A 24,131-nucleotide genomic window follows, 5' to 3' on the forward strand; every position below is an offset into this window, starting at 1 on the left:
CGCCCGGCCTCGGATCAGACATCCGTCACTTCGACAGATCTTCCAGAGGAAGCGATATTTCGGCGAAGACCCCCTCCGGCCGGAATTCATGGGCCACTTCGCTTGAAATGACCTTGGCCAGGCTGCGGCGGATGAGGATCGAGCCGAAGCCGTGCCGTTCGGGCGGGGCGACCTTTGGTCCGCCGCTTTCGCGCCACGTCAGCACTAGGCGCTGGTCACCCTTCTTGCCTTGTGTCTTCCAGGCGAGATCGACCTTGCCCGATGCAACCGACAGCGATCCGTATTGCAGTGCGTTGCTGGCCAGTTCGTGCAGGATCAGTCCGAGGCCGACGGCCCGGTCGGGCGACAGCAACAGGTCGGCGCCGGAGATGGTGATGCGCGGCTGATCGGCTGTGTCAAAGGGCCTGATCTCGATCTGGACGAGCTCGCGGATGCCGATGCCACGCCACTCGCGGTCGGACAGGAGATTGTGGGCGATACCCAGCGCCTGAAGCCGGGCGCCGAAGGCTTCGAGGAATTCGCTCGGCTGGCGGGCATGACGCACGGTCTGCGTCGCCAGCGCCTGGACGGTCGCCAGCGTGTTCTTGACGCGGTGGTTGAGCTCGCGAAGCAGGAGCCGCTGCCGTTCGTCGCCGAGCTTGCGTTCGGAGATGTCGTAGTTGACGCCGAAGATCAGTGTCGGCTTGCCGTCGCTGTCGCGCTCGATGACGCGGCCGCGCGTGGCCACCCAGCGCGGCGGATGAAAGCCTTTCACCCGGTATTCGCCGAAATAGTCGTCGCTGCCGGACAAGGCATCGCGAAAGCGGGTTTCTGTCTGGTAGACGTCGCGCGGATCGATGGCGGTCAGGATGTCGCGTGCGCGCAGCCGGGTCGAGCGCGGCAGGTCGAACAGCTCCGAAAGCCGGACATCGCATTCGATCATATCGGTGCGGATGTCCCATGCCCAGCTGGCGAGCGAGGCGGCGTCGAGCGCGATGGCGCGTCGCTTTTCCTCGCGCGCCAGGGCTGCCTCGGCAATGGCGCCGCTGCGCGTCGCGTCCTTCAAGGTGAACAGGCTGGCGGCAAGGTCGGCCAGCGTCTTCAACTGGTCGAGCTTGGCCTGTGATGGAAAGGCATGCGGCTTGCGGTCGAGCACGCACAGCGTGCCGATCCTGGCGCCTGCCACCAGCATCGGCGCGCCGGCATAGAAGCGCACATGATGCTTGCCGGTGACCAGCGGGTTGTTTTTGAAGCGCAGGTCCGCCGTGGCGTCCGTCACCACCATGGGATCGTCGCCGGCGGCAATGGCGTGGGCACAGAAGGAGATGTCGGTGGCGGTCTCGCTTTCGTCGAGGCCAACGCACGACTTGAACCATTGCCGCTCGAGATCGACCAGCGTAACCAGGGCGATCGGCGCCTGCATGACGGCCGCGGCAAGGCTGCTGATGCGGTCGAAATCCGGGTCGGCCGCCGTATCCAGCATCTCCAGCCCGTGTAGCACGGCCAGCCGGTCCTCGGCATTGACGGCAAGCGCCACCTCGGCCGGCAGGCTTGCCCCTATTTCCGCCTTGCTATGCAAGCCAATCCCCAATGCCTGGCTCCCGCCGTCTTACCCTGTGGGCCCGGCTTCCTCGGAACCATCCTAACAAGGAACCGTTACCCGACCGTGATTTGCCGAGCGGGCTGGCCGGGACAAAACGAGACAAGGACCCACCATGACCAAGATCATTCCCGAAGACAAAGCGCGTCAGGGGCGGTGGGGCTGGCATGGCCTTCGTATCCTGATCGCCGCGCTGCTTCTGGCCTTCGCCGCCTGGGGCATCGCTGAAATCTATGGTCAGGCGGCCAAGACGTCGGCGACGGAGCAAGGAAATGTGCCGCGCGGCTAGATTTTCGGCCGTCATCGTTCGAGATCGCATCAGGCCGCCTTTGCCGCGGCAATGCTGGCCGGCACTAGGACATTCAGCGCGCCAGGCCGAATTTCGATCGTCGTCTCGCGCTCCAGCCTGACCAGTTCGCCATCCATGACAGCGCGGAACTTTCTGCTGCCGGAATGGATTTTCAGGACGGTGCGGTCGGATTGATGGATTTCGACATGTTCGTTGTCGCGCCATTTGCCGCGCGCTACATTGAAGAGGAACTTCACCAGTTCGGCGCGCTGCTGCGCCACCGTGACATAGATGCCGAGCACCCCGCCCGAAGGGTTGTCCGCATAGGGCAGGTGGCCCTCGCCGAACAGATTGTTGGTGACGCCGATGCCCGATATGCGCACCGTGATCTCGGCTTCACCAATGCCGAGCGTGACGTTCATCGCCGGCGGGTTCTTGATCGTCGCCCACGCTGCTTTCGCCGAAGCCCCGATCTTGCCCAGGCGCGAGCCGAACTCCATCCCCTGGCGCAGCTGCACCATCTTGGCATGCATGCCGATCGAGAACTGGTGGATGAAGGGCCGGCCGTTGGCCGTGGCCATGTCGACCGCGATGATCTCGCCGTCGGCGAAGGATTGAAGCGCGGCATCGAGCGACTGCGGAATGCCGAGGCCACGCGCGAACAGGTTCATGGTGCCGGCCGGCAAGATGGCAAGCGCCTTTTTCTTGCCCATCAGCCTGGCGGCCGCCGCTGAAATGGTTCCGTCACCGCCACCGGCCAGCAAGACGTCGACGGTGCCGCGCGAAGCAGCGCTGTCGAGGCCTTCCACCACGTCCTTGCCGGCAACCACGTCGATGCTCAGCGAGTGGCCTGCCGCTTCCAGCGTCTGACGCATCCTGTCGGAAAAAGCGGCAAGGTCGGTGGTGCGCAAGGTGCCACCGTCCCGGTTCAGCACCGCCGCAAATTTCATGCCCCGCTCCGTATGCCAACCCAAAACAGACCGGGAAAACCCAGCCGTAGGCTGAAACGTGGCGATGCGGGAAAGGTTCCGTTGGAAAGGCGCAATTCGGCGCGTGTTCTTCGGCCGCCGCACAACCGCTTTGTGTTTTTTCGCTGAGAAATCCGCGCGAATTTTGTCGGAACAACAGCATGGTCACGACGTTGTGAACCCGTAGAGATGCCGCGCCAATCTTCTCAGCGACGCTTTGACCGGGGCGCGGCTTACACGAAATCACGCATCAGGAGAGACCACCATGATCCGCACCCTTTTAGCCACGACCGCACTCGCAACGCTGATCGCGACGGGCGCCTTTGCGCAGACCGCGACGACCCCGGCTCCGGCCGCCGCTCCTGCCGTCCAGAAGCCTGCGGCCACCGCTCCGGTGCCGCGCGCCGAAGGCAGCATCGTCACCAACATCATCGGCGAGTCCGTCTATAATGGCACCGCCGACGATGCCGAGAACATCGGCAAGGTCACCGATGTCGTCTTCGACAAGGATGGCATGGCGAAATCGGTTGTCATCGGCGTCGGCGGCTTCCTTGGCGTTGGCGCAAAGAACGTCGCCTTCGACTACGACAAGCTGCAATGGGCCGAGAAGAACGGCGACCGCTGGCTGGTTGCCCAGACGAGCAAGGACGAACTGACGGCGCATCCGGAGTTCGACAGCAAGCCCTACGGGGCGGCACCGGCGCCTGCCACTTCTACCGACGCAGCAGCACCGACAGCGCCCGCGACCACGGATACCGCACAGGCGCCTGCCGCGGCCGAGCCGGTGAAGCGTGCTGATGGAAATCTCGCCACCAACATCATCGGCGAGACCGTCTACAACGGCACCGGCGATGATGCGCAGAACATCGGCAGCGTCGACGACATCGTGCTGAGCAAGGATGGTAAGGCCGAATCGCTGGTGATCGGCGTGGGTGGGTTCCTTGGCCTCGGCGCCAAGAACGTCACCTATGATTTCAGCAAGGCACAGTGGGCGGAGAAGAAAGGCGACCGCTGGCTGGTAGCGCAGACCACCAAGGAAGAGCTGCAGGCGCAGCCGGATTTCAACCGCAAGGCCTATGACCCGGTGCCGGCAACGACGGCCTCCAATGAGCCTGCGGCAACAGCTCCAGCCGCGACCACGGCTCCTGCTGCCTCACCGGCGGACAAGACTGCCGAGGCGACAGCGGCTACGGCCCCTGATGCCGCCGCTCCCGACCAGACACAGACCGCGGCCATCGACAAATCGACGCTGACGGAGATGCCGGTCGGCGAGATCAGGGCCGACGATCTGAAGGGCGCGACGGTCTACGGCGCCAATGACGCCAAGGTTGGTGAGATCGGCGATGTCGTGCTGGCGCCTGACAAGAAGACCGACGCAGTGATCGTCAATGTCGGCGGCTTCCTTGGCATTGGCGAGAAGGAAGTAGCGGTCGGCCTGGATAATCTGAAGTTCATGACCGACAAGGACGGCAAGAAGTATCTCTACACGACCTTCACCAAGGAACAGCTCGAGGCGCAGCCTGCCTATGACAAAGGCAGCTATGCGCAGAAGCGCGACCAGCAGCGTTTGATCGTGCAGTAATCTCGTTCAGCCGATAAAAAAGCCCGCGCCGAAAACGGCGCGGGTTTTTTTATGTCAGGCGAGGAGGAAGACCGGCGACGTGACCGGTGACACCATTTTCCGTCAGCTCCGCCAGCGCCAGTGACTGGTCGAGATGTTCGGCCCGCCAGGCGAGAAGCCGCTCGGCGAATTCCAGACGGGTGGACAGATGTGCAGGGCTGGTGGCAAGGTTGGTCAGTTCGCCGGGATCCGTCTCGACGTTGAAAAGCAAAGGTGGCAAACCGCCGCCAAAATGCACGTATTTGAATTTTTTGGTGCGGATGACTGCTAGGTTGCACTGGCGCGAGGCGATGCCGAAATGCTGCTCGGCCTCGCCGCCGGCGATCGAGCGAAAATCGAACTCCCAATGCGCGGCGTCGCGCCAGATAGCGGGGGTCCCGCCACTCAGGAATGGTTTCAGCGAGTGTCCGTCGAGATGCGGTTCGGGGGCCTCGCCAAGCAGATCTATCAGCGTGGGCAAGATGTCTACCGCTTCGGTGAAGCGATCGACCGTGCTGCCGGCAGCCTTGCGATGTCGCGGATCACGGATGATCAGCGGGATGTGGTAGCTGCCGTCGAAGTAGCCGCCCTTGCCCAGCATGAAATGGTCGCCCATCATCTCGGCGTGGTCCGAGGTGAGGACAATGATTGTGTCGTCCCACGCGCCCGAAGCCTTCAGTGACTGCCATATGCTGCCAAGCTGTGCGTCGACCTCCGAGATCATGCCGTAATAGATCGCCCGGATGCGGCGAAAATCATCCTCGCTCCAGTCATGCACATAGCCTGCGGCGCCGGGGCGGAAATTCGCGCGTTTCCGCCGGCTGAGATCATAGCCGAGATAGGGATGGCTCTGGGCTTCGGCCCGCCAACTCTCCGCTCGGTGAAAAGCCGGGCCGTCGGCCGGGTCGTATGATGTGTTGTAGGGCTCCGGTACGATGAAGGGTGGATGCGGGCTGATGAAGGAGAGATGCGCGAACCAGGGCGTGGACTGCTCCTGTTCGCCGAGCCAGCGGATGAACTCACCGGCAAGGAAAGCCGTCGGCGTTTGGTCTTTCGAATAGATCGGCGGCGCCTCGGTCACCGCGTCAGCGTCATTTTCCTCGTCCACGGGACGGTGGATGTCCGGAAATCCGGCACTGGCATCGATGCCTTGCTGCTTCAGCCAGGAGAGCCACTGTTTCTGATGCTCGGGCAACCATTGGCGAACCGTGAATCCGGGCAGCACGCCCTCATAACTTTTCAGTCTTGGATCGCTTGGCGCGAGCAGCCGCGGATCGAGCGACACGTCGGTGTAGCCGAACAGCGTCGGATCGTAACCGATGCTGCGCGCATGCAGCGCGATGTTGCCATGGCGGGCGTCAAGGGGCGAGCCGTTGCGGCAGACGCGGTTGTTCATCTGGTAGAGGCCGGTGTAGAGGCACGCGCGGGCTGGAGAGCATGGTGCGGCGCCGCCATAGTGGCGCTTGAACAAAACGCCCTCGGCAGCCAGTGCGTCGGCGTTCGGCGTCTTCACCACGGGGTGGCCTGCGGCCGACAGGCAATCACCGCGCCACTGGTCGCAGGTGATCAGGAGAACATTCGGGCGCCTGGCTTTTCCTGTCACGTGCGATACCTTTCGCTGGATGGTCGAATGCCGTTCATGGAACCGATTTCCGGCAAGGGCGCAAGACCGCCCGTGTTAGTCGATTGGTGAACAACTCTCTTTTTATTGTTCACTTTTACAGCACAGTCCATTCTGTGTTTGCCGCCTTTGCCGCAAGCGGTCGTGTCCTCATATTGGCGTGGACAGCGGCAAGGGCCGCACGAACACAAGGGAAGGAGCAAGACAATGCTCGACCAGATCAAGGGCCTGCATCACGTCACCTCGATGGCCAGGGATGCCCGCCAGAACAATGATTTCTTCACCCACAAGCTTGGCCAGCGCCGGGTCAAGAAGACAGTCAATTTCGACGCGCCCGATGTCTACCACCTTTACTATGGCGACGAGGCCGGCACGCCGGGTTCGGTGATGACCTATTTTCCGTTTCCCAACATCGGCAAGGGTCGCCACGGCGTTGGTGAAGTCGGCACGACGGTCTACTCGGTGCCGGAAGGCACGCTCGCCTATTGGGAGAAGCGCTTCGCCGACGAAGGCGTGAGCGGTGTTTCCCGCGAGGAGAGTTTTGGTGAGAAGCGGCTCGGATTTGCCGGCCCCGACGGCGACAGTTTCGCGCTCGTCGAGGACAAGGCCGACAGCCGTGCGCCATGGGCAAAAGGCGGCATTCCGACCGACGAGGCGATCCGTGGCTTCCACTCGGTTTCGCTGAGGCTGAAGGACGGCGGCGCCACCGAGGAGTTGTTGAAGTTCATGGGCTACGAGGAAGTCGATAAATCAGGCTCTATCAGTCGGCTTGCCGTGAAGAACGGCAACGGCGCCGATGTCGTCGACATCGAATCGCTGCCGACCGCGGCCTTCGCCGATCTCGGCGCCGGCTCGGTCCACCATGTCGCCTTCGCCGTCGAGAACCGCGCCAAGCAGCTCGAAGTGCGCAAGGCGTTGATGGATACGGGCTATGGCGTAACGCCGGTGATTGACCGCGACTACTTCTGGGCGATCTATTTCCGCACACCGGGCGGCGTGCTGTTCGAAGTCGCCACCAACGAGCCTGGTTTCGACAAGGATGAGGACACCGCTCATCTGGGCGAAGCGCTGAAGCTGCCGACGCAGCACCAGCATTTGCGGCCCTATCTTGAACAGCATTTGCAGAAGCTGGAAGGCTGAGACCATGAGCAAGGACGCTTACATCAACAAGATGCTGCCCGGTTCGCCGGGCGGTCCCTTGCTTTTCGTCTTCCACGGCACGGGCGGTGACGAGAGCCAGCTCGTCTCGCTTGGCCGCGATCTCGTGCCCCAGGCCACCATCATCTCGCCGCGCGGCGATGTGTCCGAACACGGTGCGGCGCGCTTTTTCCGCCGCACCGGCGAGGGCGTCTATGACATGGGCGACCTGGCGCGGGGGACGAGCAAGATGGCTGAATTCATCAAGGCGCATGTCGAGGCTGCGAAGCCGTCGGCGGTGCTCGGCCTCGGCTACTCCAACGGCGCCAACATACTGGCGTCGGTGGTGTTCGCCGAGCCTGAGCTGTTCGACGCCACGGTGCTGATGCATCCGCTGATCCCGTTCGAACCGCAGGTGAAGGGCAACCTTACCGGTCGCCATATCCTGCTGACCGCCGGCAAGCGCGACCCGATCTGCCCGCCGAACCTGACGACGCGGCTTGAGGCCTATTTGCGTGCCGATGGCGCCGATGTCACAGTGGAGTGGCACGAAGGCGGGCACGAGGTGCGGCCGAATGAAATCGAGGCGGCCCGGCGGCTCTTCGCCGGTGTCGCTCAAGGAGTGTAGAAATGCCCGACCAACTGCCCGAAATCGAATTGGAAGACCGCGGCTCCAAGGGTCGCTATGTCCTGCGCGGTCCCGGTGGCGCCGAGGCCGAGATGACCTTCACCAAGATCGGCGAACACCAGATCATCATCGACCACACGGAAGTGCCGGACGCATTTCGCGGCCAGGGTGCCGGGCTTCGGCTCGTCACCCGCGCCGTCGAGGATGCGCGGGCAGTGGGCAAGAAGATCATCCCGCTTTGTCCTTTCGCCAACGCCCAGTTCCGTCGGCATCCGGAATGGGCGGATGTGCTGAAACGGTAGGGGGAGCGCAAGCACCTCGTCGATCGGTGTGCATGGGAAGAAGGGGCGATCGCCGCAGCCGATTGGCTTTGTAATTTGCCGCGACCGGATATCTTGCCTAGATATGATATATCGCCGTGCCGACAAACGAAGTGAATGATCCCCCTATGACCGAAACAGACCTCGTCCCCGTCTTCGACGGCCACAACGATACGCTGCTGCGACTTTATCAGTCGAAGGACACGGACGTCGAAAAGCTGTTCATCGAGGGGAAGTCGGGCGGTCATATCGATCTGCCGCGTGCGAAAGCCGGCGGCTTTGCCGGCGGCATGTTCGCGATCTTCCCGCCGCCGGTCGAGAAGGCCAGGCGCAGCGCGGTCCCGTTGGCACCGAGCGACAGCGAGCCGCTGCCGCCGGAGGTGCCGCGCGCCGATGCGCTCAACTCGACGATCGCGATGGCCTCGATCCTGTTCCGGCTGGAACGGGCCGGAGCACTGGCCGTCTGCCGCACTGCCGCCGACATACACAACGCGATGGCCAAAGGCACGATCGCCGCCGTGTTCCACATCGAGGGCGTCGAGGCTATCGATCCCGAACTCACCATGCTCGACGTGCTGCATGCGGCCGGCCTGCGCTCGCTCGGCATCGTCTGGAGCCGGCCGAATGCTTTCGGCCACGGCGTGCCGTTCCGCTTTCCGTCCTCGCCCGATACCGGCCCGGGCCTGACCGACGCCGGCAAGGCGCTGGTCAAGGCCTGCAACGAGCTGAAGATCATGATCGATCTTTCGCACCTGAACGAGAAAGGCTTTCGCGATGTCGCCGCGCTCAGCGACGCGCCGCTGGTCGCCACCCACTCCAATGTGCATGCGCTCTGCACCCATTCGCGCAACCTCACCGATTGGCAGCTCGGCGCCATCCGCGAGTCCGGCGGCATGGTGGGGCTCAACTTCGCCACCGGCTTCCTGCGCGACGACGGCCGCATGAATGCCGACACCAGCCTCGACATCATGGTGCGCCATGTCGATTCCCTGCTGCAGGCGCTGGGTGAGGATGGCGTCGGCCTCGGCTCGGATTTCGACGGCGCCATGATCCCGGCCGTCATCGGCGACGTCGCCGGCCTGCCGAAGCTGATCGATGCCTTGGCAGCGCGTGGCTTCGGCCGTGCGCTGATCGAGAAGATCGCTTACCGCAACTGGCTGAGCATGCTCGAAAGAACCATCGGATAGCGCGCAGGCGCTATTCGAAACCGATCCTTTTGAGCCAGTCCTTGCCGACGCCACGGTCGCGAATGATCGGCAGCGGGTTTTCCGAATCGAGCCGCGCACAGATGCGGTAGACTTCAAGTGTCTCGGCGCTCATCTCATCGCGCTTGTAGAAGAACATGGCGGCGGCATAGCGCGTGCGGCCCGACCATTTCTCGCCGAGCGGGGTGTTGACCAGCTCCCACTGTTCGGCGGCCTCCCCATCTTCTTGCTGTTTGTCCGCTTCGTCGGCCATGGTCAGAAATCCGCCGGTGGGTTGGCGGTGCGGCGGTCGAGCTTGATGAACGGCCGCGCCACCACCTTGGCCCGCTTCATCAGCTTCTGATATTGCAGCTCGCGCATGGCGTAGATCTCGACCCAGAGGTCCTCCACCATGGTATCACCGTAAGGCCGCGCCAGCGAGGCGATGGCGATGTTGCGCTTGGCCATCGGCGACCACATGGCGGCGCTGACCAGGCCAACCTCCTGGCTTTTCTTGTAGTAGACGATGGCGTGTTCGGCCGGGATGTTGCCTTCGATCTCCAGCCCGACCAGCACATGGCGCAGCTTGCGTTTGGTACGCGCTTCGAGAATGGCGCGGCGGCCGTTGAAGTGGCCTTTCTCCGGATCGACCATGAAGCCGAGGCCGATCTCGTCGGGCCTACGCAGGCGATCAGCACGAATGGCGTGCTCGGCGGTGGTGAAGTCGGCATTGGCAACGATCAGCCCGGCCTCCAGCCGCGCGCGGTTGAGCGCGGTGTAGCCGATGGCACGGATGCCGCGCAGTTCGCCCGCCGCCATCAGCCGGTCCCACAGGCTCAGCGCCTTGTCGGCCGGCACAAACAGTTCATAGCCGAGATCGCCGGTGAAGCCGGTGCGCGAGATGGTGACGGTACCGCCATCATGCGGGAAATCAGCAAGGTCGAAGACCTTAAGCTTCTCGACGCCAGCGAAGTCGGCATCGCGCAGCACGGCGAAGGAGGTCGGTCCTTGCAGCGCGAGACCGGCGACGGCCTCGGTTTCCTCTTCGACCGTCGCATCGAAGCCAATGGCACTGTCGAGCAGCCACGGCAGATGTCGCTCCTGCGAACAGAGACGAAAGCGCGTCGCCGACAGCCGGAACAGCGTGCCGTCGTCCAGCACAAAACCCTCGTCGTCGCACCATGCCGTGTAGTGGACGCGGCCGGGCCTGAGCTTGGTGACATCGCGCAAGGTAATGCGATCGAGGAAGGCTTCGGCTCCCGGCCCCTCGATCCGGTATTTGGTCATCGGTGAGATGTCGAACAAAGCCGCCTGGCTGCGGATGGCGAAGTATTCGAGTTCCTCGTCCCACAGCGAATGCGGCGCGCGGTAGCCGGCCCAATTGTACCAGTCTTGGGTTTTCGCCAACGCATCGATGCGCGGCTGGAACGGCGTGCCGAGACGCAGCGTGCGGAAATGGGATTGCGCGGCGATGCGGGCGGAAACAGCCGAGCCCGCTGCCTTCGAGATAGGCTTCTTCCTGGTTGCCTGGGCCATGACCTATCCCTTCATCGCAATGATGCGCCGTGCGGCATTGAGCCCTGGTGCACCGGAGACGCCGCCGCCGGGATGCGAACCGGCGCCGGCCAGGAACAGGCCGTCCAGCGGCGTGTCATAGCCCGACCAGCCGGAGACCGGGCGCGAGATCAGCATCTGGTCGGCCTGCAATTCGCCGTGGTGCCAATGGCCGCCCGGCACGCGGTAACGCGTCTCGATATCGGCCGGCGTCAGAAGCTCGGCATGGACAACGCTTTTGCCGATGCCGGGCGCGTAAGCCTCGAGCTGCGCCATAACAGCCTTGAGGAATTTCGGCTTGCCGGCGTCCCAGCCTTCCTTCAACGCATAGGGCGCGTATTGCATCACCGCCGACAGCACGCAGGCTCCATCAGGTGCGAGCGACGAATCCGCGAGGCTGGGCAGCGTAATCTCCATCACCGGCTCGGGTGAGAATTCGCCATATTTGGACGGGTTGAAGGCGCGCTCGACGTGATCGGGTGAGGGCGCGATGACCAGCCGGCCCTTGTGGCCGGCTGCACCGACGCCGGTGAACTGCGGCGGCCGGTCGAGCGCCAGATTGAGCTTGGCGGCATCGCCCTTCATGCGAATGTTTTTCACCTTGCGCACGAAGCCGGTGTCGATCTCGCGCGATCCGACAAGGTCGAGGAAAGTGGTTGCCGGGCTAATGGCCGAGACAACAGTCCTGGCGCGCAGTTCCTCGCCCGTGTCGAGCGCGACGCCGACGGCGCGGCCTTTCTCGACGATGATTTTTGCCACGGCAACCGATGTGCGGATGACGACACCGGCCTTCTCCGCCGAAGCGCGAATGGCGGCGACGACAGCGCCCATGCCGCCTTGCGGCACGATCTGCGCGCCAGCCGCTCCGCCGGTCTCGCCGGCAAGGCGATAGTAGAGGCCGAGCAGCGAGGTCGGCGAGCGTGGGCCGAGATGGCTGCCAAGCGTCGCATCGAAGGCCAGCAGGCCCTTCAGCCTGATATCTTCAAGCTGTTCGTCGAGCAGGTCGGCGACGTTCATCAGCAACACACGCAGGAAGTCGCGCATGTCTTCCTTGCCGAGCTTTTTCAGCGCCAGCGCGGTCTGGCCGAGGGCAGCGGTTTCGAGCAACGACATGCCGGCGAGATCGGGCGGCCGGCGGGAGAGGAACGGCTTCAGGATGCTGGCATAGCGCAGCAACTGCGCGCGCAAGTCCTTCCAGGCGGATTGCTCGGATGAGCTGGCGCCGGTCAGCACCTCGCCATAGGCGCCATGCAGCATAAGCGCTGGGCCATCCCTGGACAGGGCAACCGACGGCAGGAAGTCGGCGCGGCCAAATTGCAGCCCGTGCTTCTCCAGTTCCAGGGTCTTCACCACATCGGGATGCAGGCGGTTCAGCAAATGAGCGATAGCGGAGACTCGAAAACCCGGCGCGAATTCTTCGGTGCGCGCGGCGCCGCCGACTTCATTGCCGGCTTCCAGAACCACGACCTTGCGGCCGGCCTTGGCCAGCGTGGCGGCGGCGACGAGGCCGTTGTGGCCGCCGCCGATGACGATTGCATCAAATGACATCATGGGCCGGGCTCATATGCGAGGTGGATTTGGCAAGATCGCGCAGGATTTCGGCGGCGGCATTGCGGCCCGGCGCGCCCATGACGCCACCCCCGGGGTGGGTCGAGGAGCCGCACATATAGAGGCCGCCGACCGGCGAGCGGTACTGCGCGTAGCCGGGCACGGGGCGGTTGAACAGCAGCTGATCGAAGGTCAGTTCGCCCTGAAAAATATTACCTTCGGTGAGGCCGACCTCGGCCTCGATCTCGCGCGGCGTGCGCACTTCCATGTGGACGATGCGGTCGCGAAAACCCGGCGAGTATTCGGCTATCTGCGCAATCACGCTTTCGGCGAAACCGTCGCGGTCAGCGTCGGTCCATTCGCTGCCGTTCACCTTGGGCGGCGCGTATTGCACGAAGCAGCTCATGAAGTGCTTGCCCGGCGGCGCCATCGTCGGGTCGAGGGTCGTTGGGATCACCATGTCGAGGAAGGGATCGGCCGACCAGCGCCCGGCCTTCCAGTCGTCATAGGCGCGTTCCATGCGCTCCATCGAATCGGTGAAATGCATGTCGCCGCGATAGACCGGCGAATCCTTCGGCAATGCCGGGAATTCCGGCAGCGAATCGAGTGCGATGTTGACCTTGCCGGACGAGCCGCGGATCTTGAAGTTCTTCACCCGGCGCAGGAAAATGTCGGGCAGTTCCTTTTCCTCGACCAGTTTCAGGAAGGTGCGCTTGACGTCGGCATTGGAGACGACGAGCTTGCCGTAAATCTCCTCGCCGCCGGCCAGCACCACGCCCTTGGCCTTGCCTCGGCTCACCAGCACATGGTCGACCTCGGCGCCGGTGCGGATGGTGCCGCCCGAGGCCTTGAACGACGCGGCCAGCGCCTTGGTAACCGCGCCCATGCCGCCGCGCGCATAGCCCCAGGCACCGACCGAGCCGTCGACCTCGCCCATATAGTGATGCAGCAGCACGTAAGCCGTGCCGGGCGACATCGGCCCGAGCGCTGTGCCGATGATGCCGGACAAAGCGAAGTTCACCTTGATGACATCGGTTTCGAAATATTCGTCGAGGAACTCCGAGATCGACATCGTCCAGAAGCGCAGGGTCAGCGCCATCTCTTCCGCCGACAGGCCGGCGAATTTCTTGCCGAGATAGAGCAACTCGCCGAGGTCGCGCGGTTTGAGGCTGGTCGGATCGGGCGCGGTCCGCATCAAGAGCGGCTGGATGAAGCGGCATTGCCGCGTCACGTCGCGGGCGTAGCGGTCATAAGCCTCGGCGTCGCGCCTGGAGAAGCGGGCGAACTCGCGCCGGTGTGCGTCGTGGTCGCGGTAATTGGCGAGATAGTCGCCGTCGCGGGTGAACACCGCGCCGCCCTCATAGGAAATGACCTGCAGTCCGAAGCGCGGCAGTTCGAGGTCGCGCATAATCTCGGGGCGGAACAGCGAGCAGACATAGGAGCAGTTGGAGTAGAGGAAGCCCGGCGTCAGTTCGCGGCTGGTGGCGGCACCGCCGACCCAGTCGTTCTTCTCGACCACCAGCACGTCGAGCCCGGCGCGCTGCAGATAGCAGGCGTTGACCAGACCATTGTGTCCGCCGCCGATGATGATCGCGTCCCAAGCTTTCATTGTGGCCCAGTCTCTTTGTTTCTACGCAATTCCCAAGGGAGGCGCTGCGCGGTTTCCCGGGAAAACCGCTCACACTTTTCCTGGAATTGCTCTGTGCGACCCGCTGTTCATTTTTGCGTGATCTGTTCCCGATTGTGCGGAATTTGGCATGGCAACGGCCATTCTGTCCAGCCATTCTGAATGAATGTTCAACAAATGATATTGCGTTTTCCCTGACATGCGCTACGCTTTGCCGACATTCGACAGTGCGCAATTCGGCGATTGGGGACCGAGGGCCGATGATCGAAACGGCAGATGCCGAGCCCGAGTATGACGACACCGCCATCCGCTTCCTCGAGGCACTGTGGGGCGAGGGTTACCTGTCGCCGGGTGGGCCGGAAGAGGTCGATCGGGTGGTCGAAGGGCTTTCACTCCAGGGCAAGACGATCCTTGATGTCGGTTGCGGCTCCGGCGGCATCACCCTGCATCTGGTCGAGCGCCATGGCGCCGCTCATGCCACCGGCTTCGATGTCGAACAGCCGGTGATCGAAGCGGCCAGACGGCGAGCAGCAGTGCGTGGTCTGGCGAAGCGCACCAGCTTCGTTCGGGCGCCACCCGGGCCATTGCCTTTCACCGATCGCTCCTTCGATGTCGTCTTCTCCAAGGACGCGTTGCTGCATGTGCCTGACAAGGACGCCTTGTTCGCCGAAATCTTCCGCGTGCTGAAGCCGGGCGGGGTCTTTGCCGCTTCCAACTGGATGATTGGGCACGACGGCGAACCGTCGCACGAGATGAAGGCCTATGTCGCCGCCGAGGGGCTGTCCTTCGCCATGGCCTCGCCGGCGCGCTATGTCCAGGCGATGCGTGGCGCCGGTTTTGCCGATGTCACCGTGCGCGACCGCAATCCCTGGTACCGCGAGGTGGCGCGCGGCGAACTGGAAAGGCTGAAAGGACCGCTCTATGCGACGGTCGCCGCCGTGGTCGGCGCGGCCTATGTCGACAAGAACATCAAGACCTGGGAGGCCATGCAGAAGGTGCTTGACAGTGGCGAGCACCGTCCCACTCATCTGCGCGGTTGGAAGCCGGTTGGATAGCCGGCATGCTGGAGACCGTCACATCCATGAAGACTTCCGAGGCCAAGGACATTCTCGCCGAAACGGAGCGAAAGGGCGATGCCGAAAAACGCGGCCGCAAGGCTTCGAAGGAGGTCCGTCAGCTGCAGCTGATCGAGGCGACGATCGATTCGCTGGCCAAGCGCGGCTATGCCGAGACGACGATGGCCGATGTCGCCGATGGCGCGGGCCTCTCGCGCGGCATCGTCAACTTCCATTTCGAGAGCAAGGAAAAGCTGCTGATCGCGACGCTGCAGCACATGTATGACGAGTATTCGGCGCATTGGCGCGCCTCCCTGCAGAAGGCAGGCGACGATCCGGCGCGGCAGCTGCAGCAACTGGTGTGGGCCGACTTCGACCGCTCGATCTGCAACAAGCGCAAGCTCGCCGCCTGGCTGGCCTTCTGGGGCGAGGCCAAGTCGCGGCCGACCTACCAGGCGCTGAGCAGTTCGCGCGATAATTATTACCAGCAGGTCTTCATCGATCTCTGCACGACGCTCAAGCAGAGCGGCTCATATGCCTATGAGCCGCAGGTGATGGCGCTGGCGCTGTCGGCCATGCTTGAGGGGCTGTGGCTGCGGCTGATGATGGGCACCGAGGACACGACGCGCGAAACAGCCTTGCAGGCGGCCAATGCTTTTTGGCCGCTGCCTTCCCGAAGCATTACGGTTAGCAACGGCCGGCCGCCAAGACCGGCAAGACCAAAAGAGGATGGAACAGCATGAACAAACTTAGCCGACGCCTGACATTGACATTGGCGCTGGGCGGCGCGCTTGCGGCTTCGGCGGCAGCGTTCGCCGTCGCCGCCGACAAGGACCTGATCGTGTTCGACTGGTCCGGTTATGAGGATCCGAGCTTCCACCCGAAATATGTCGAGAAGAACGGCGATTCGCCGACCTTCGCCTTCTTCGGCGACGAGGACGAGGCGTTCGAGAAGGTGCGCTCCGGCTTCAAGGCCGATCTTGGTCATCCCTGCTCGCAGAGCGTGACGAAGTGGCGCGAGGCTGGGCTGCTGCAGCCGCTCGACACTTCGAAGATCACCGGATGGAAGGATCTCAATCCCGGCATCATGGCGATGAAAAATCTCGCCACGACCGATGACGGCAAGGCATGGTTCATGCCGTGGGACTGGGGCAACACGCAGCTCACCTACAACTCCTCCAAGATCGATGCCAAGGACGTGCAGTCGCTGAAGGCCTTCGCCGATCCGAAGTTCAAGGGCCGGGTGTCGATCGGCGACAATGTCGACGACGCCTATGCGCTGGCGAGCCTGGCCATCGGCCTGAGGGACTGGACCAAGATGACGGACGACCAGTTCAAGCAGGCGTCCGACTTCCTGCGCCAGGTGCACAAGAATGTCCGCTCCTACTGGACCGACACCACCGACATCGTGCAGTTGTTGAGCGGCGGCGAGGTCGACCTCGCCTGGGCCTGGAACGACGCGACGGTGCAGTCCGTCAAGGCAGGCGTGCCGATCAAGTCCGTAAAGGATACCAATGAAGGCATCTCGACCTGGGTCTGCGGCTATGTGCTGTTCAAGGATGCGCCCGGCAACGTCGACAAGGCCTATGATTATCTGAACGCCGTCAACGATCCGGAGACCGCCAAGGTGCTGGTCAAGGACTGGGGCTATGGCCAGGCCAACGCCAAGGGCATGGCCGGCGTCGATCCGGCGATCTTGAAAGAAAAGGGCTATGACGATGTGCAGAAATTCGTCGACAAGACGCTGTTCCAGTCGCCGCTGCCGTCCGATCTCAAGCTGAAGATGATCGCCGAATTCGAGAAGATCAAAGCCGGATACTGATCCTGTCTAGGCTGCCCGTCCGCCGCCGACAGCGCGGGCGGACGGGCCTCGCCAAAACGGATGATTTCTCCTAACCTCGAGCAGCTTTTCGCGATGGGGGGTTTCGCCATGACGCCAATGCTACGCCGCCTGTCGCTTGCCGCCGCGTGTATGATCGGCGCCGGTGCGGCCTATGCGTGGGCGGAAGGCGGCGGCGATCTCGTGGTGTTCGACTGGTCCGGTTACGAGGATCCGCTGCTGCATCCCGCCTACACCGCCAAACACGGCGCCGAGCCGACCTTCGCCTTCTTCGGCGACGAGGACGAGGCGTTCGAGAAGATGCGGGCGGGCTTCAAGACCGACATTGCACATCCCTGTTCGCAAAGCGTGGCGAAATGGCGCGATGCCGGCCTGTTGCAGCCGCTCGACACCTCCCGCATTGCCGGCTGGAAGGATCTCAATCCCGGCATCATGGCGATGAAGAACCTCACCACCACGGCCGACGGCAAGGCCTGGTTCATGCCGTTCGACTGGGGCAATACGGCACTGCTCTACCGTACCGACAATGTGACGGCTCAAGAGGCGCAGTCACTGCGGATCCTGGCCGATCCGAAATTCAAGGGCCGCGTCACCATCGGCGACAATGTCGACGACGCCTACGCGCTGGCGAGCCTGGTCATCGGCCTGAAGGACTGGACCAAGATGACCGACGCGCAGTTCAAGGAGGCTTCCGACTTCCTGCGCCAGGTGCACAAGAATGTCCGTCTCTACTGGACCGACTCGAGCGATATCGACCAGGCGTTTTCCGGCAATGAGGTCGACCTCGCCTGGGGGTGGGGCCAGACACTGATCGCGATGAGCGGGCAAGGTGTTCCCGTCGCCATGAACCGCGACACCAAGGAGGGCATGTCGACCTGGGTGTGCGGCTATGTGCTGATGAAGGACGCGCCGGGCAAGCTCGACCAGGCCTATGATTTCCTGAGCGCGGTCAATGCGCCGGGTATTTCGAAATACATGGTCACGACGTTCGGCTACGGCCACGGCAACAGTGCCGGCATGGCCGCGATCGACCACAAGGTGCTGGCCGAGCGCGGCTTCGATGACATCGACAAGTTCCTCGACAAGACGCTGTTCCAGCAGCCGGTCGCGCCCGAGCTGAAGAAGCGCATGGTCGACGAGTTCGAAAAGATCAAGGCCGGCTATTGACGAGCGAACTGCAAAGAACCGACGTCGTCATCGTCGGTGCCGGCTTCACCGGCCTGTCGGCAGCGCTTGAGCTGAAGCAGGCCGGCATCGATTTCCTGTTGCTCGAAGCACGCGATCGTGTCGGCGGGCGGGTCGAAGCCAGACACAACGGACTTGGCGAACGCATCGACAGCGGTGGTCAGTTCCTGTGCGAGGACATGCCGCAGCTGATGGCGTTGGCGAAGGCGCGCGGCAAGACCTTCGTCGAAACCTATGTCGAGGGTGATTTCATCACCCATCCGCCGATGCCGGCCAAGGACGCCAAGCAGACCTATTACGGCGCGATGGCGATCCGCGAGCGCATGAACGGCATCGAGCCGGACGACCCGTCGATAGAAGGCATGAGCGTCGCCGCCTGGCTCGAACAGCAGCATGATCCCATCGATGCCAAGACGGCTTTTCGGTCGATGATCGAAGGCCTGTGGTGCCTGCCGATGGACAAGGTGCCGCTCTGGTACCTGATCGACAATGACCGCCGCATCACCAATGAAGTGCCGGAGCTGCAGTATTTCCTGCGCGAGACCATGCAGTCGCTTGCCGAAGACCTGGCCGGCGATCTCGGCGGCCGGGTGCGGTTTGGCGAACCGGTCACGCGCATCGAGCATGGGCCGCAAGGCGGTCGTGTCGTTGCGGGCAATGGCGTGATCGAAGCGCGTCAAGTGCTGGTCGCGCTGCCGCCGGCGACGGCCGAGAAGCTCGATTTCGCGCCGGCCTTGCCGGCGGCACTCGCGAAGGCGCTCGGTGTCTGGGAAAGCGGCGTGGTGATCAAGGTGCAGGTGCGCTACGCCATGCCATTTTGGCGTGAGCAGGGTTTGAGCGGCATGGTGATGTGGCGCGACCTGCCGGGGCTGTTTGCCTGCGACGCCAGCAGGGACGCGGAGCATGCCGCGCTTGTCGTCTTCATCGGCGGCCCACTGGCTTTGCGCTGGCGTGCGCTCGACGCGGCGGCACTGTGTGCGGAAGTGGCCAGCCGATTGCAGGAAGCCCTTGGGTCGGATGCCGGCAATATCATCGATTTCAGTTCGCGCGACTGGACACGGGACAGCTGGAGCGGCGGCGCCTACAGCGACCTCATTGTCGACGTGACGGCCAGGGATGCGGAGCGCACGATTCTTGCCGGTGCACCGCCAGTCCATTTTGCCGCTTCGGAACTGTCGCCGTCATTCCCGGGTTATGTCGAGGGTGCGATCGTTGCCGGACGCATCGCGGCGCGCAAGATCGTGGCGCTGCTTCAATCTCCCATCGCCACCAGCGCTTCGGGATCGTAGGCGAGACGGATCGGGGTGCCGACCGGGATGTCGTCGGCGCCGAAATCGTTGGTCTCGGTTACCGATAGCGGCTTTTCCAGGCCCGGTATTTCGACGATCAGATGGGTGATCTCGCCGAAATAGTGGCGTTCGACCACCTTGCCGGCGACCTCGAATTTTGCCGTTGCATTGTCCCACAAAACGCGCAGGCGCTCGGGGCGGATGCCTAGCGTGGCGCCGCCGCCATTGCGCACGAAAGCCTTCGGCTTGTCGGTCTTGACGCGGCCGAAGCCCAGGGTGTCGACGACCAGCGAGGTGCCGTTCTCCTCGACGATCTCGGCCTTGACGAAGTTCATGCCGCCGAGGAAGTCGGCGACCTGGCGGTTGACCGGTCGCTGGTAGATTTCCTTGGGCGAGGCGACCTGCGCAATCCTGCCGCCGAACATCACGGCAATGCGGTCGGACATGGCGAGCGCCTCGTACTGGTCGTGGGTGACCAGCACGAAGGTGATGCCGACGGCCTGCTGCAGGCGGCGCAGTTCGACCTGCATCTGCTCGCGCAGCTTCTTGTCGAGCGCCGACAGCGGCTCGTCGAGCAGCAGCACCTTGGGCCGCATGACCAGCGCGCGGGCGAGCGCCACGCGCTGGCGCTGGCCGCCGGACAGTTCTGTCGCCAGGCGCTTGCCAAGCCCGGTCAGCGACACCTGCGCCAGCGCTTCCTCGACGCGGCGCTTCTCTTCGCCGCCCTGCAGTTTCAGCCGCTTCAGCCCGTAGGCGACGTTCTGCTCGACATTGAGGTGCGGGAAGATGGCATAGCTCTGGAACACCATGTTGGTCGGCCGGCGGTTGGCCGGGATGCCTTCCATAGGCTGGCCGCCGACGGCGATCGAACCGCTGGTCGGATTGTCGAAGCCGGCGATCATGCGCAGCAGCGTGGTCTTGCCGCAGCCGGACGGCCCGAGCAGCGAGAAGAACTCGCCCTCCCGGATGGTCAGGGACGCGTCGTCGAGCGCCTTGAACGATCCATAACTGCGGGTGACGTTGCGGATCTCGATCATCGACCGATCAGATTGGGCTCGATCGGATTGGGGGCGCTCGATCGGCGGCTGTTCAGGCATAGAGGCCTCCCTCGTTCTGGGTGCGTCTGGCCGCGCGGCGACGCAGGATTTCGGCGACGGTCATCAAAACGAAAGAGGCAACCAGAAGCAGCGTGCCCAGCGCCAGCACGCCCGGCAGTTTCGACGCGAAGCGCAACTGGCCCCAGATGTAGATCGGCAGCGTCGCTTCGGTGCCGGTCAGGAAGAAGGCGATGATGAACTCGTCGAGCGAAATGGTGAAGCAGACGAGCAGGCTGGAAATGATCGCCGGCGCCACCATCGGCAGCGTCACGCGCCGGAAGGTGCCGAAGGCGCTTTCGCCGAGATCGGCGGAGGCCTCTTCCAGGCTGCGGTCGAAGCCTTCGAAGCCGGAGGTCAGCACCGTCATCGAATAAGGGATGCAGACCAGCACGTGGCCGAGCACGACCGTGAACAGCGACAGGCTCAGGCCGAGCTGCAGCATCACCAGCAGCATCGATATGGCGACGATAACCTCGGGCAGCACCAGCGGCGCCATGATCAGGCCGTTGATGGTGCGGCGGCCGGGGTAGCGGTAGCGGGTGATCGAACGGGCGGCAAGGATGCCGAGCACGGTGGCGAGAATCGAGGCGGAGACGCCGACTTTCAGGCTGTTCCAGGCGGCGTCGAGCAAGGCCGGCGTGTGCGGCAGGTCCGCATACCATTGCAGGGTGAAGCCGGTGAGCGGGAATTTTGGCGTTGGCGCGGTGTTGATGGAGAAGATCGGCAGGAAGATGACAGGCAGATAGAGGAAGACGACATAGAGGAACGCATAGACGGACAGCCAGCCGCCCGACAGGAAACGCCGCGCCCTCATCGTGCCAGCCTCTGCAAGGCGCGGATGATCAGCACCGTGGCGCCGGCCATCAGCGTGACGATCAGCATGGTGGTGACGGAAAGGGCGGCACCCAGCGGCCAGTTGGCTGCCTTGCCGAATTGTGCCTGGATGGCGTTGGCGATCATGACGCCATCCTTGCCGCCGACAAGCTTCGGCGTGACATAGTCGCCGACCGTCGGGATCATGACGATCAGCGCCGCCGAGATGACGCCCGGCGCCGACAGCGGCAAAGTCACGCGCAGGAATGAGCGCAAGGGACCATCGCCGAGATCGGTGGCTGCTTCGACCAGCGTACGGTCGACTTTTTCCAGCGAGACGAAGATCGGCAGGATGGCGAAGGCCGCCCAGGCGTGGGTGAGAGTGATGATGACGGCGGTCGAATTGTAGAGCAGCGCCGTCGATGGCTCGTCGATGATGCCGAGGCCCATCAGGCCGGAATTGAGCACGCCATTGTAGCCGAGGATGACCTTCCACGACATGACGCGTAGGAGATAGCTGGTCCAGAACGGGATGGTGATGAGGAACAGCCACAGGCTCTTGTGACGGCCGCCATGGAAGGAAATGAAGTAGGCGATCGGGTAGGCCAGGATGACGGTGAACAGGCTGACGGTCAGCGAGATGTAGAGCGAACGCCACAAGAGATCACGGTAGATCGGCTCGGTCAGCGCGACGCTGTAATTCTCCAGCGTGAAGGTGCGGTCGATGGTCAGGTAGTGCTGCGTCCAGAAGGAGTGGGCGATGACCACCAGGATCGGCAGGACCAGCAGGATGAGCGCATAGAGAAAGGTCGGACTGATCAGGGCAAAGCCCTGGACGGGTTCGGATTGCAGAAGGGCATTTCGTCTGGCCCGCGTCATGCGCCGCGGGGGCGACCCTTCCACAGCCGCCGTCATTGCCAGACTCCGGAGGGCAGGGCTCTGGGCGTGATCTTGGTTGCTGGCCTGGGCTGTTCCGCCATGCGCATCCCATTGTGCTGACGCCGACTGTCGTTCCCCTTGCCGGCTTTCTTTCATCATGCGCGCATCCGTGGATTGAAATCAAGCGCTATTTCTGAGATATTGATTGAACGGACATTCAAAATTAGGTGAAGAAAGCCGCCATTTCCGGCATTTGCCGCCGATTTTTGAGGTCCAGGAAAATTCGAAGAGATGTGGAGACGACAATGGCTGCGGTGAGAGACCTGAAGGCGACCGAAACGGCAGCGTCCGGCGGCGACGATGCCATTGAACTGGGCAAGCGCCATCTCATCCAGCCCTGGCCTTATGCCGGTTCGGTTGGTGCCGAGGCACGCGCGCTGATCGGTGAGGGCGATGGCATCTACATCACCGACAACACCGGCAAGCGGCTGATCGACGGACCGGCCGGCATGTGGTGCGTCAATGTCGGCCATCGCCGCGAGGAACTGGCCAGGGTGATGTACGACCAGGCGATGGCGCTGTCCTACAACACGCCCTGGTACACGATGAACGCGCCGTCAGCCGAACTTGCCATGCGCATCGCCGGCCATGCGCCGGGCGATCTCAGTCATGTCTTCTACACCACCGGCGGTTCTTCGGCCGTCGAGACGGCGCTGCGCTTCATGCAGTTCTACAACAATGTGCGTGGCCGGCCGGAGAAGAAGCTGATCCTGTCGCGCGGCGGCGCCTATCACGGCTCGACCTATCTTTCGGCCTCGCTCAACGGCCGCCCGCGCGACCGCGACTGGATGGACGGCGCCGACGAACTGGTGATCAAGCTGTCCTCGCCCGATCCGTTCCGCCGTCCGCACGGCATGAGCCTTGCCGCCTTCACCGATTTCCTGGTCGATCAGTTCCGCGACACGGTCGCCCGCGTCGGCGCCGACAAGATCGGCGCTTTCGTCGGCGAGCCGGTGCAGGCATCGGGAGGCGTCGTGATCCCGCCGGACGGCTATCTCAAGCGCATCCGCGAGATCTGCCGCGACAACGACATGCTCTATGTCTCCGATGAGGTGGTGACGGGCTTCGGCCGGCTTGGCCATGTCTTTGCCTCGGGCGACGTGTTCGGCATCGATCCAGACATGATCACCTTCGCCAAGGGCGTCACCTCAGGCTATTTCCCGCTCGGCGGCGTCATCATCTCGGAACGGCTGCTGCAAGAGTTGCGCCGTTCGAACCATCCCGATGCGATGTTCGGCCATGGCCTGACCTACACCAGCCACCCGGTCGGCTGCGCCGTGGCGCTGAAAAACCTCGATCTGCTGGAAGAGGGCGTGCTTGCCCACACGCAGGAAGTCGCGCCCTATTTCCAGGCGCAGCTGAAGACGCTGGAAGAACTGCCGTTGGTCGGTGAGGTGCGGGGCGTTGGGCTGATGGGCTGCGTCGAATGCGTCGCGGACCGCGAAAGCAAGGATCCGCTGCAGCTCGACAAGGATGTCGGCAAACGCATAGACGCGCATTGCCACGAACTTGGCCTGCTGGTGCGGCCGCTGATCAACATGTGCGTGATGTCGCCGCCGCTGATCATCACGCGCGAGCAGATCGACGACATGGTCGGCATTTTACGCGAGGGTATTTCGCGGACTATGGATGATCTCAGAAAAGAAGGCGTGTGGCGCGGATGAGGCTTCTTCCTTCTCCCCGTTTCACGGGGAGAAGGTGCCCGAAGGGCGGATGAGGGGCAGCGCCAACATTGGCGATTGGCCGCATCCGCAAATGCATCGTCAGTCCAACACGATAATCTCGCAAGCACGGTGCTGCCCCTCACCTGCCTGCCGGCATCCTCTCCCTGTATAGTGACGGGGAGAGGGGCGCTCTC

The 24,131-nt window shown here is 63.3% G+C and carries 21 protein-coding genes and 1 pseudogene; 12 read left to right on the forward strand and 10 right to left on the reverse strand.

Features of this window, described 5'->3' with window-relative positions:
• Positions 1–25: 25 nt before the first annotated feature.
• Positions 26–1,558, reverse strand: coding sequence for a sensor histidine kinase (locus tag AC56QX_RS09280; protein WP_497115410.1), 1,533 nt, complete (start codon positions 1,556–1,558; stop codon positions 26–28).
• A 136-nt stretch (positions 1,559–1,694) separates the two neighbouring features.
• Here AC56QX_RS09280 and AC56QX_RS09285 point away from each other — a divergent pair, with 136 nt between their 5' ends.
• Entirely contained in the window at positions 1,695–1,868 is a 174-nt protein-coding gene (locus AC56QX_RS09285) for a hypothetical protein (RefSeq protein ID WP_497115412.1), read from the forward strand.
• A gap of 29 nt (positions 1,869–1,897) precedes the next feature.
• Here AC56QX_RS09285 and AC56QX_RS09290 read toward each other — a convergent pair whose 3' ends face one another.
• Complete coding sequence (locus tag AC56QX_RS09290; RefSeq protein ID WP_497115413.1) at positions 1,898–2,818, reverse strand: diacylglycerol/lipid kinase family protein; 921 nt, start codon at positions 2,816–2,818, stop codon at positions 1,898–1,900.
• Positions 2,819–3,101: 283 nt separating this feature from the next.
• On the opposite strand from AC56QX_RS09290, the gene AC56QX_RS09295 reads away from it, so the two are divergent.
• Complete coding sequence (locus AC56QX_RS09295; protein ID WP_497115415.1) at positions 3,102–4,418, forward strand: PRC-barrel domain-containing protein; 1,317 nt, start codon at positions 3,102–3,104, stop codon at positions 4,416–4,418.
• A 49-nt stretch (positions 4,419–4,467) separates the two neighbouring features.
• Here the strand turns inward: AC56QX_RS09295 and AC56QX_RS09300 are convergent, their stop codons facing one another.
• A complete protein-coding gene (locus AC56QX_RS09300; RefSeq protein ID WP_497115417.1) occupies positions 4,468–6,039 on the reverse strand; it encodes an alkaline phosphatase family protein in 1,572 nt (523 codons plus the stop codon).
• Positions 6,040–6,264: 225 nt separating this feature from the next.
• Between AC56QX_RS09300 and AC56QX_RS09305 the strand changes: the two genes are divergently transcribed.
• The 4 genes from AC56QX_RS09305 to AC56QX_RS09320 all read left to right on the forward strand — a co-directional run bounded on the left by AC56QX_RS09305 (position 6,265) and on the right by AC56QX_RS09320 (position 9,329).
• The gene (locus AC56QX_RS09305; RefSeq protein ID WP_497115419.1) at positions 6,265–7,197 is read left to right on the forward strand and encodes a VOC family protein; all 933 of its coding nucleotides are present in this window, start codon (positions 6,265–6,267) and stop codon (positions 7,195–7,197) included.
• A gap of 4 nt (positions 7,198–7,201) precedes the next feature.
• The gene (locus tag AC56QX_RS09310; RefSeq protein WP_497115421.1) at positions 7,202–7,822 is read left to right on the forward strand and encodes an alpha/beta hydrolase; all 621 of its coding nucleotides are present in this window, start codon (positions 7,202–7,204) and stop codon (positions 7,820–7,822) included.
• A gap of 2 nt (positions 7,823–7,824) precedes the next feature.
• Complete coding sequence (locus AC56QX_RS09315; protein WP_497115423.1) at positions 7,825–8,124, forward strand: GNAT family N-acetyltransferase; 300 nt, start codon at positions 7,825–7,827, stop codon at positions 8,122–8,124.
• A 146-nt stretch (positions 8,125–8,270) separates the two neighbouring features.
• The gene (locus tag AC56QX_RS09320; RefSeq protein WP_497115425.1) at positions 8,271–9,329 is read left to right on the forward strand and encodes a dipeptidase; all 1,059 of its coding nucleotides are present in this window, start codon (positions 8,271–8,273) and stop codon (positions 9,327–9,329) included.
• A gap of 10 nt (positions 9,330–9,339) precedes the next feature.
• On the opposite strand, the gene AC56QX_RS09325 is transcribed toward AC56QX_RS09320, so the two are convergent.
• Genes AC56QX_RS09325 through AC56QX_RS09340 form a run of 4 tightly spaced genes read right to left on the reverse strand, consistent with a single transcriptional unit; the run spans position 9,340 to position 14,037 of the window.
• Positions 9,340–9,600: a hypothetical protein gene (locus AC56QX_RS09325; protein WP_497115427.1), complete on the reverse strand. Its 261-nt coding sequence runs from the start codon at positions 9,598–9,600 to the stop codon at positions 9,340–9,342.
• Positions 9,601–9,602: 2 nt separating this feature from the next.
• Positions 9,603–10,862, reverse strand: coding sequence for an aminomethyl transferase family protein (locus AC56QX_RS09330; protein WP_497115428.1), 1,260 nt, complete (start codon positions 10,860–10,862; stop codon positions 9,603–9,605).
• A gap of 3 nt (positions 10,863–10,865) precedes the next feature.
• On the reverse strand, positions 10,866–12,431 hold the full coding sequence (locus AC56QX_RS09335) for a phytoene desaturase family protein (protein WP_497115430.1): 1,566 nt from the start codon (positions 12,429–12,431) through the stop codon (positions 10,866–10,868).
• The gene (locus tag AC56QX_RS09340) at positions 12,418–14,037 is read right to left on the reverse strand and encodes a phytoene desaturase family protein (protein WP_497115432.1); all 1,620 of its coding nucleotides are present in this window, start codon (positions 14,035–14,037) and stop codon (positions 12,418–12,420) included. The genes AC56QX_RS09335 and AC56QX_RS09340 overlap by 14 nt, the downstream gene beginning before the upstream one ends.
• 278 nt (positions 14,038–14,315) lie before the next feature.
• On the opposite strand from AC56QX_RS09340, the gene AC56QX_RS09345 reads away from it, so the two are divergent.
• The 5 genes and pseudogenes from AC56QX_RS09345 (at position 14,316) to AC56QX_RS09365 (ending at position 19,424) form a co-directional block, all read left to right on the forward strand.
• Positions 14,316–15,110 (forward strand): methyltransferase domain-containing protein, encoded by a 795-nt coding sequence (locus AC56QX_RS09345; RefSeq protein ID WP_497115434.1) that lies wholly within the window; start codon positions 14,316–14,318, stop codon positions 15,108–15,110.
• A gap of 5 nt (positions 15,111–15,115) precedes the next feature.
• A pseudogene (betI, locus tag AC56QX_RS09350) lies at positions 15,116–15,801 on the forward strand (transcriptional regulator BetI).
• Between the two features lie 48 nt (positions 15,802–15,849).
• On the forward strand, positions 15,850–16,932 hold the full coding sequence (locus AC56QX_RS09355) for an ABC transporter substrate-binding protein (RefSeq protein ID WP_497115436.1): 1,083 nt from the start codon (positions 15,850–15,852) through the stop codon (positions 16,930–16,932).
• A gap of 108 nt (positions 16,933–17,040) precedes the next feature.
• Positions 17,041–18,117, forward strand: a complete 1,077-nt coding sequence (locus AC56QX_RS09360) for an extracellular solute-binding protein (RefSeq protein WP_497115438.1) — start codon at positions 17,041–17,043, stop codon at positions 18,115–18,117.
• Positions 18,114–19,424 (forward strand): flavin monoamine oxidase family protein, encoded by a 1,311-nt coding sequence (locus tag AC56QX_RS09365; protein WP_497115440.1) that lies wholly within the window; start codon positions 18,114–18,116, stop codon positions 19,422–19,424. The genes AC56QX_RS09360 and AC56QX_RS09365 overlap by 4 nt, the downstream gene beginning before the upstream one ends.
• On the opposite strand, the gene AC56QX_RS09370 is transcribed toward AC56QX_RS09365, so the two are convergent.
• Genes AC56QX_RS09370 through AC56QX_RS09380 form a run of 3 tightly spaced genes read right to left on the reverse strand, consistent with a single transcriptional unit; the run spans position 19,388 to position 22,249 of the window.
• Complete coding sequence (locus AC56QX_RS09370) at positions 19,388–20,461, reverse strand: ABC transporter ATP-binding protein (RefSeq protein ID WP_497117721.1); 1,074 nt, start codon at positions 20,459–20,461, stop codon at positions 19,388–19,390. The genes AC56QX_RS09365 and AC56QX_RS09370 overlap by 37 nt on opposite strands.
• 52 nt (positions 20,462–20,513) lie before the next feature.
• The gene (locus AC56QX_RS09375; protein ID WP_497115442.1) at positions 20,514–21,335 is read right to left on the reverse strand and encodes an ABC transporter permease; all 822 of its coding nucleotides are present in this window, start codon (positions 21,333–21,335) and stop codon (positions 20,514–20,516) included.
• Positions 21,332–22,249, reverse strand: a complete 918-nt coding sequence (locus AC56QX_RS09380) for an ABC transporter permease (RefSeq protein ID WP_497115444.1) — start codon at positions 22,247–22,249, stop codon at positions 21,332–21,334. Before AC56QX_RS09380 ends, AC56QX_RS09375 begins: the two co-directional genes overlap by 4 nt.
• Positions 22,250–22,518: 269 nt before the next feature.
• Here AC56QX_RS09380 and AC56QX_RS09385 point away from each other — a divergent pair, with 269 nt between their 5' ends.
• Positions 22,519–23,937 (forward strand): aminotransferase, encoded by a 1,419-nt coding sequence (locus AC56QX_RS09385; protein ID WP_497115446.1) that lies wholly within the window; start codon positions 22,519–22,521, stop codon positions 23,935–23,937.
• Positions 23,938–24,131 lie beyond the last annotated feature (194 nt).

This window comes from Mesorhizobium sp. RCAM 06353 (assembly GCF_059683585.1).

What these genes read in the sequence shown, in the direction of transcription:
- AC56QX_RS09285 (WP_497115412.1), top strand. Translation starts at nt 1,695, where the DNA reads ATGACCAAGATCATTCCCGAAGACAAAGCGCGTCAGGGGCGGTGGGGC.
- AC56QX_RS09290 (WP_497115413.1), bottom strand. Translation starts at nt 2,818, where the DNA reads ATGAAATTTGCGGCGGTGCTGAACCGGGACGGTGGCACCTTGCGCACC.
- AC56QX_RS09295 (WP_497115415.1), top strand. Translation starts at nt 3,102, where the DNA reads ATGATCCGCACCCTTTTAGCCACGACCGCACTCGCAACGCTGATCGCG.
- AC56QX_RS09305 (WP_497115419.1), top strand. Translation starts at nt 6,265, where the DNA reads ATGCTCGACCAGATCAAGGGCCTGCATCACGTCACCTCGATGGCCAGG.
- AC56QX_RS09310 (WP_497115421.1), top strand. Translation starts at nt 7,202, where the DNA reads ATGAGCAAGGACGCTTACATCAACAAGATGCTGCCCGGTTCGCCGGGC.
- AC56QX_RS09315 (WP_497115423.1), top strand. Translation starts at nt 7,825, where the DNA reads ATGCCCGACCAACTGCCCGAAATCGAATTGGAAGACCGCGGCTCCAAG.
- AC56QX_RS09320 (WP_497115425.1), top strand. Translation starts at nt 8,271, where the DNA reads ATGACCGAAACAGACCTCGTCCCCGTCTTCGACGGCCACAACGATACG.
- AC56QX_RS09325 (WP_497115427.1), bottom strand. Translation starts at nt 9,600, where the DNA reads ATGGCCGACGAAGCGGACAAACAGCAAGAAGATGGGGAGGCCGCCGAA.
- AC56QX_RS09330 (WP_497115428.1), bottom strand. Translation starts at nt 10,862, where the DNA reads ATGGCCCAGGCAACCAGGAAGAAGCCTATCTCGAAGGCAGCGGGCTCG.
- AC56QX_RS09335 (WP_497115430.1), bottom strand. Translation starts at nt 12,431, where the DNA reads ATGATGTCATTTGATGCAATCGTCATCGGCGGCGGCCACAACGGCCTC.
- AC56QX_RS09340 (WP_497115432.1), bottom strand. Translation starts at nt 14,037, where the DNA reads ATGAAAGCTTGGGACGCGATCATCATCGGCGGCGGACACAATGGTCTG.
- AC56QX_RS09345 (WP_497115434.1), top strand. Translation starts at nt 14,316, where the DNA reads ATGATCGAAACGGCAGATGCCGAGCCCGAGTATGACGACACCGCCATC.
- AC56QX_RS09355 (WP_497115436.1), top strand. Translation starts at nt 15,850, where the DNA reads ATGAACAAACTTAGCCGACGCCTGACATTGACATTGGCGCTGGGCGGC.
- AC56QX_RS09360 (WP_497115438.1), top strand. Translation starts at nt 17,041, where the DNA reads ATGACGCCAATGCTACGCCGCCTGTCGCTTGCCGCCGCGTGTATGATC.
- AC56QX_RS09370 (WP_497117721.1), bottom strand. Translation starts at nt 20,461, where the DNA reads ATGATCGAGATCCGCAACGTCACCCGCAGTTATGGATCGTTCAAGGCG.
- AC56QX_RS09375 (WP_497115442.1), bottom strand. Translation starts at nt 21,335, where the DNA reads ATGAGGGCGCGGCGTTTCCTGTCGGGCGGCTGGCTGTCCGTCTATGCG.
- AC56QX_RS09380 (WP_497115444.1), bottom strand. Translation starts at nt 22,249, where the DNA reads ATGACGGCGGCTGTGGAAGGGTCGCCCCCGCGGCGCATGACGCGGGCC.
- AC56QX_RS09385 (WP_497115446.1), top strand. Translation starts at nt 22,519, where the DNA reads ATGGCTGCGGTGAGAGACCTGAAGGCGACCGAAACGGCAGCGTCCGGC.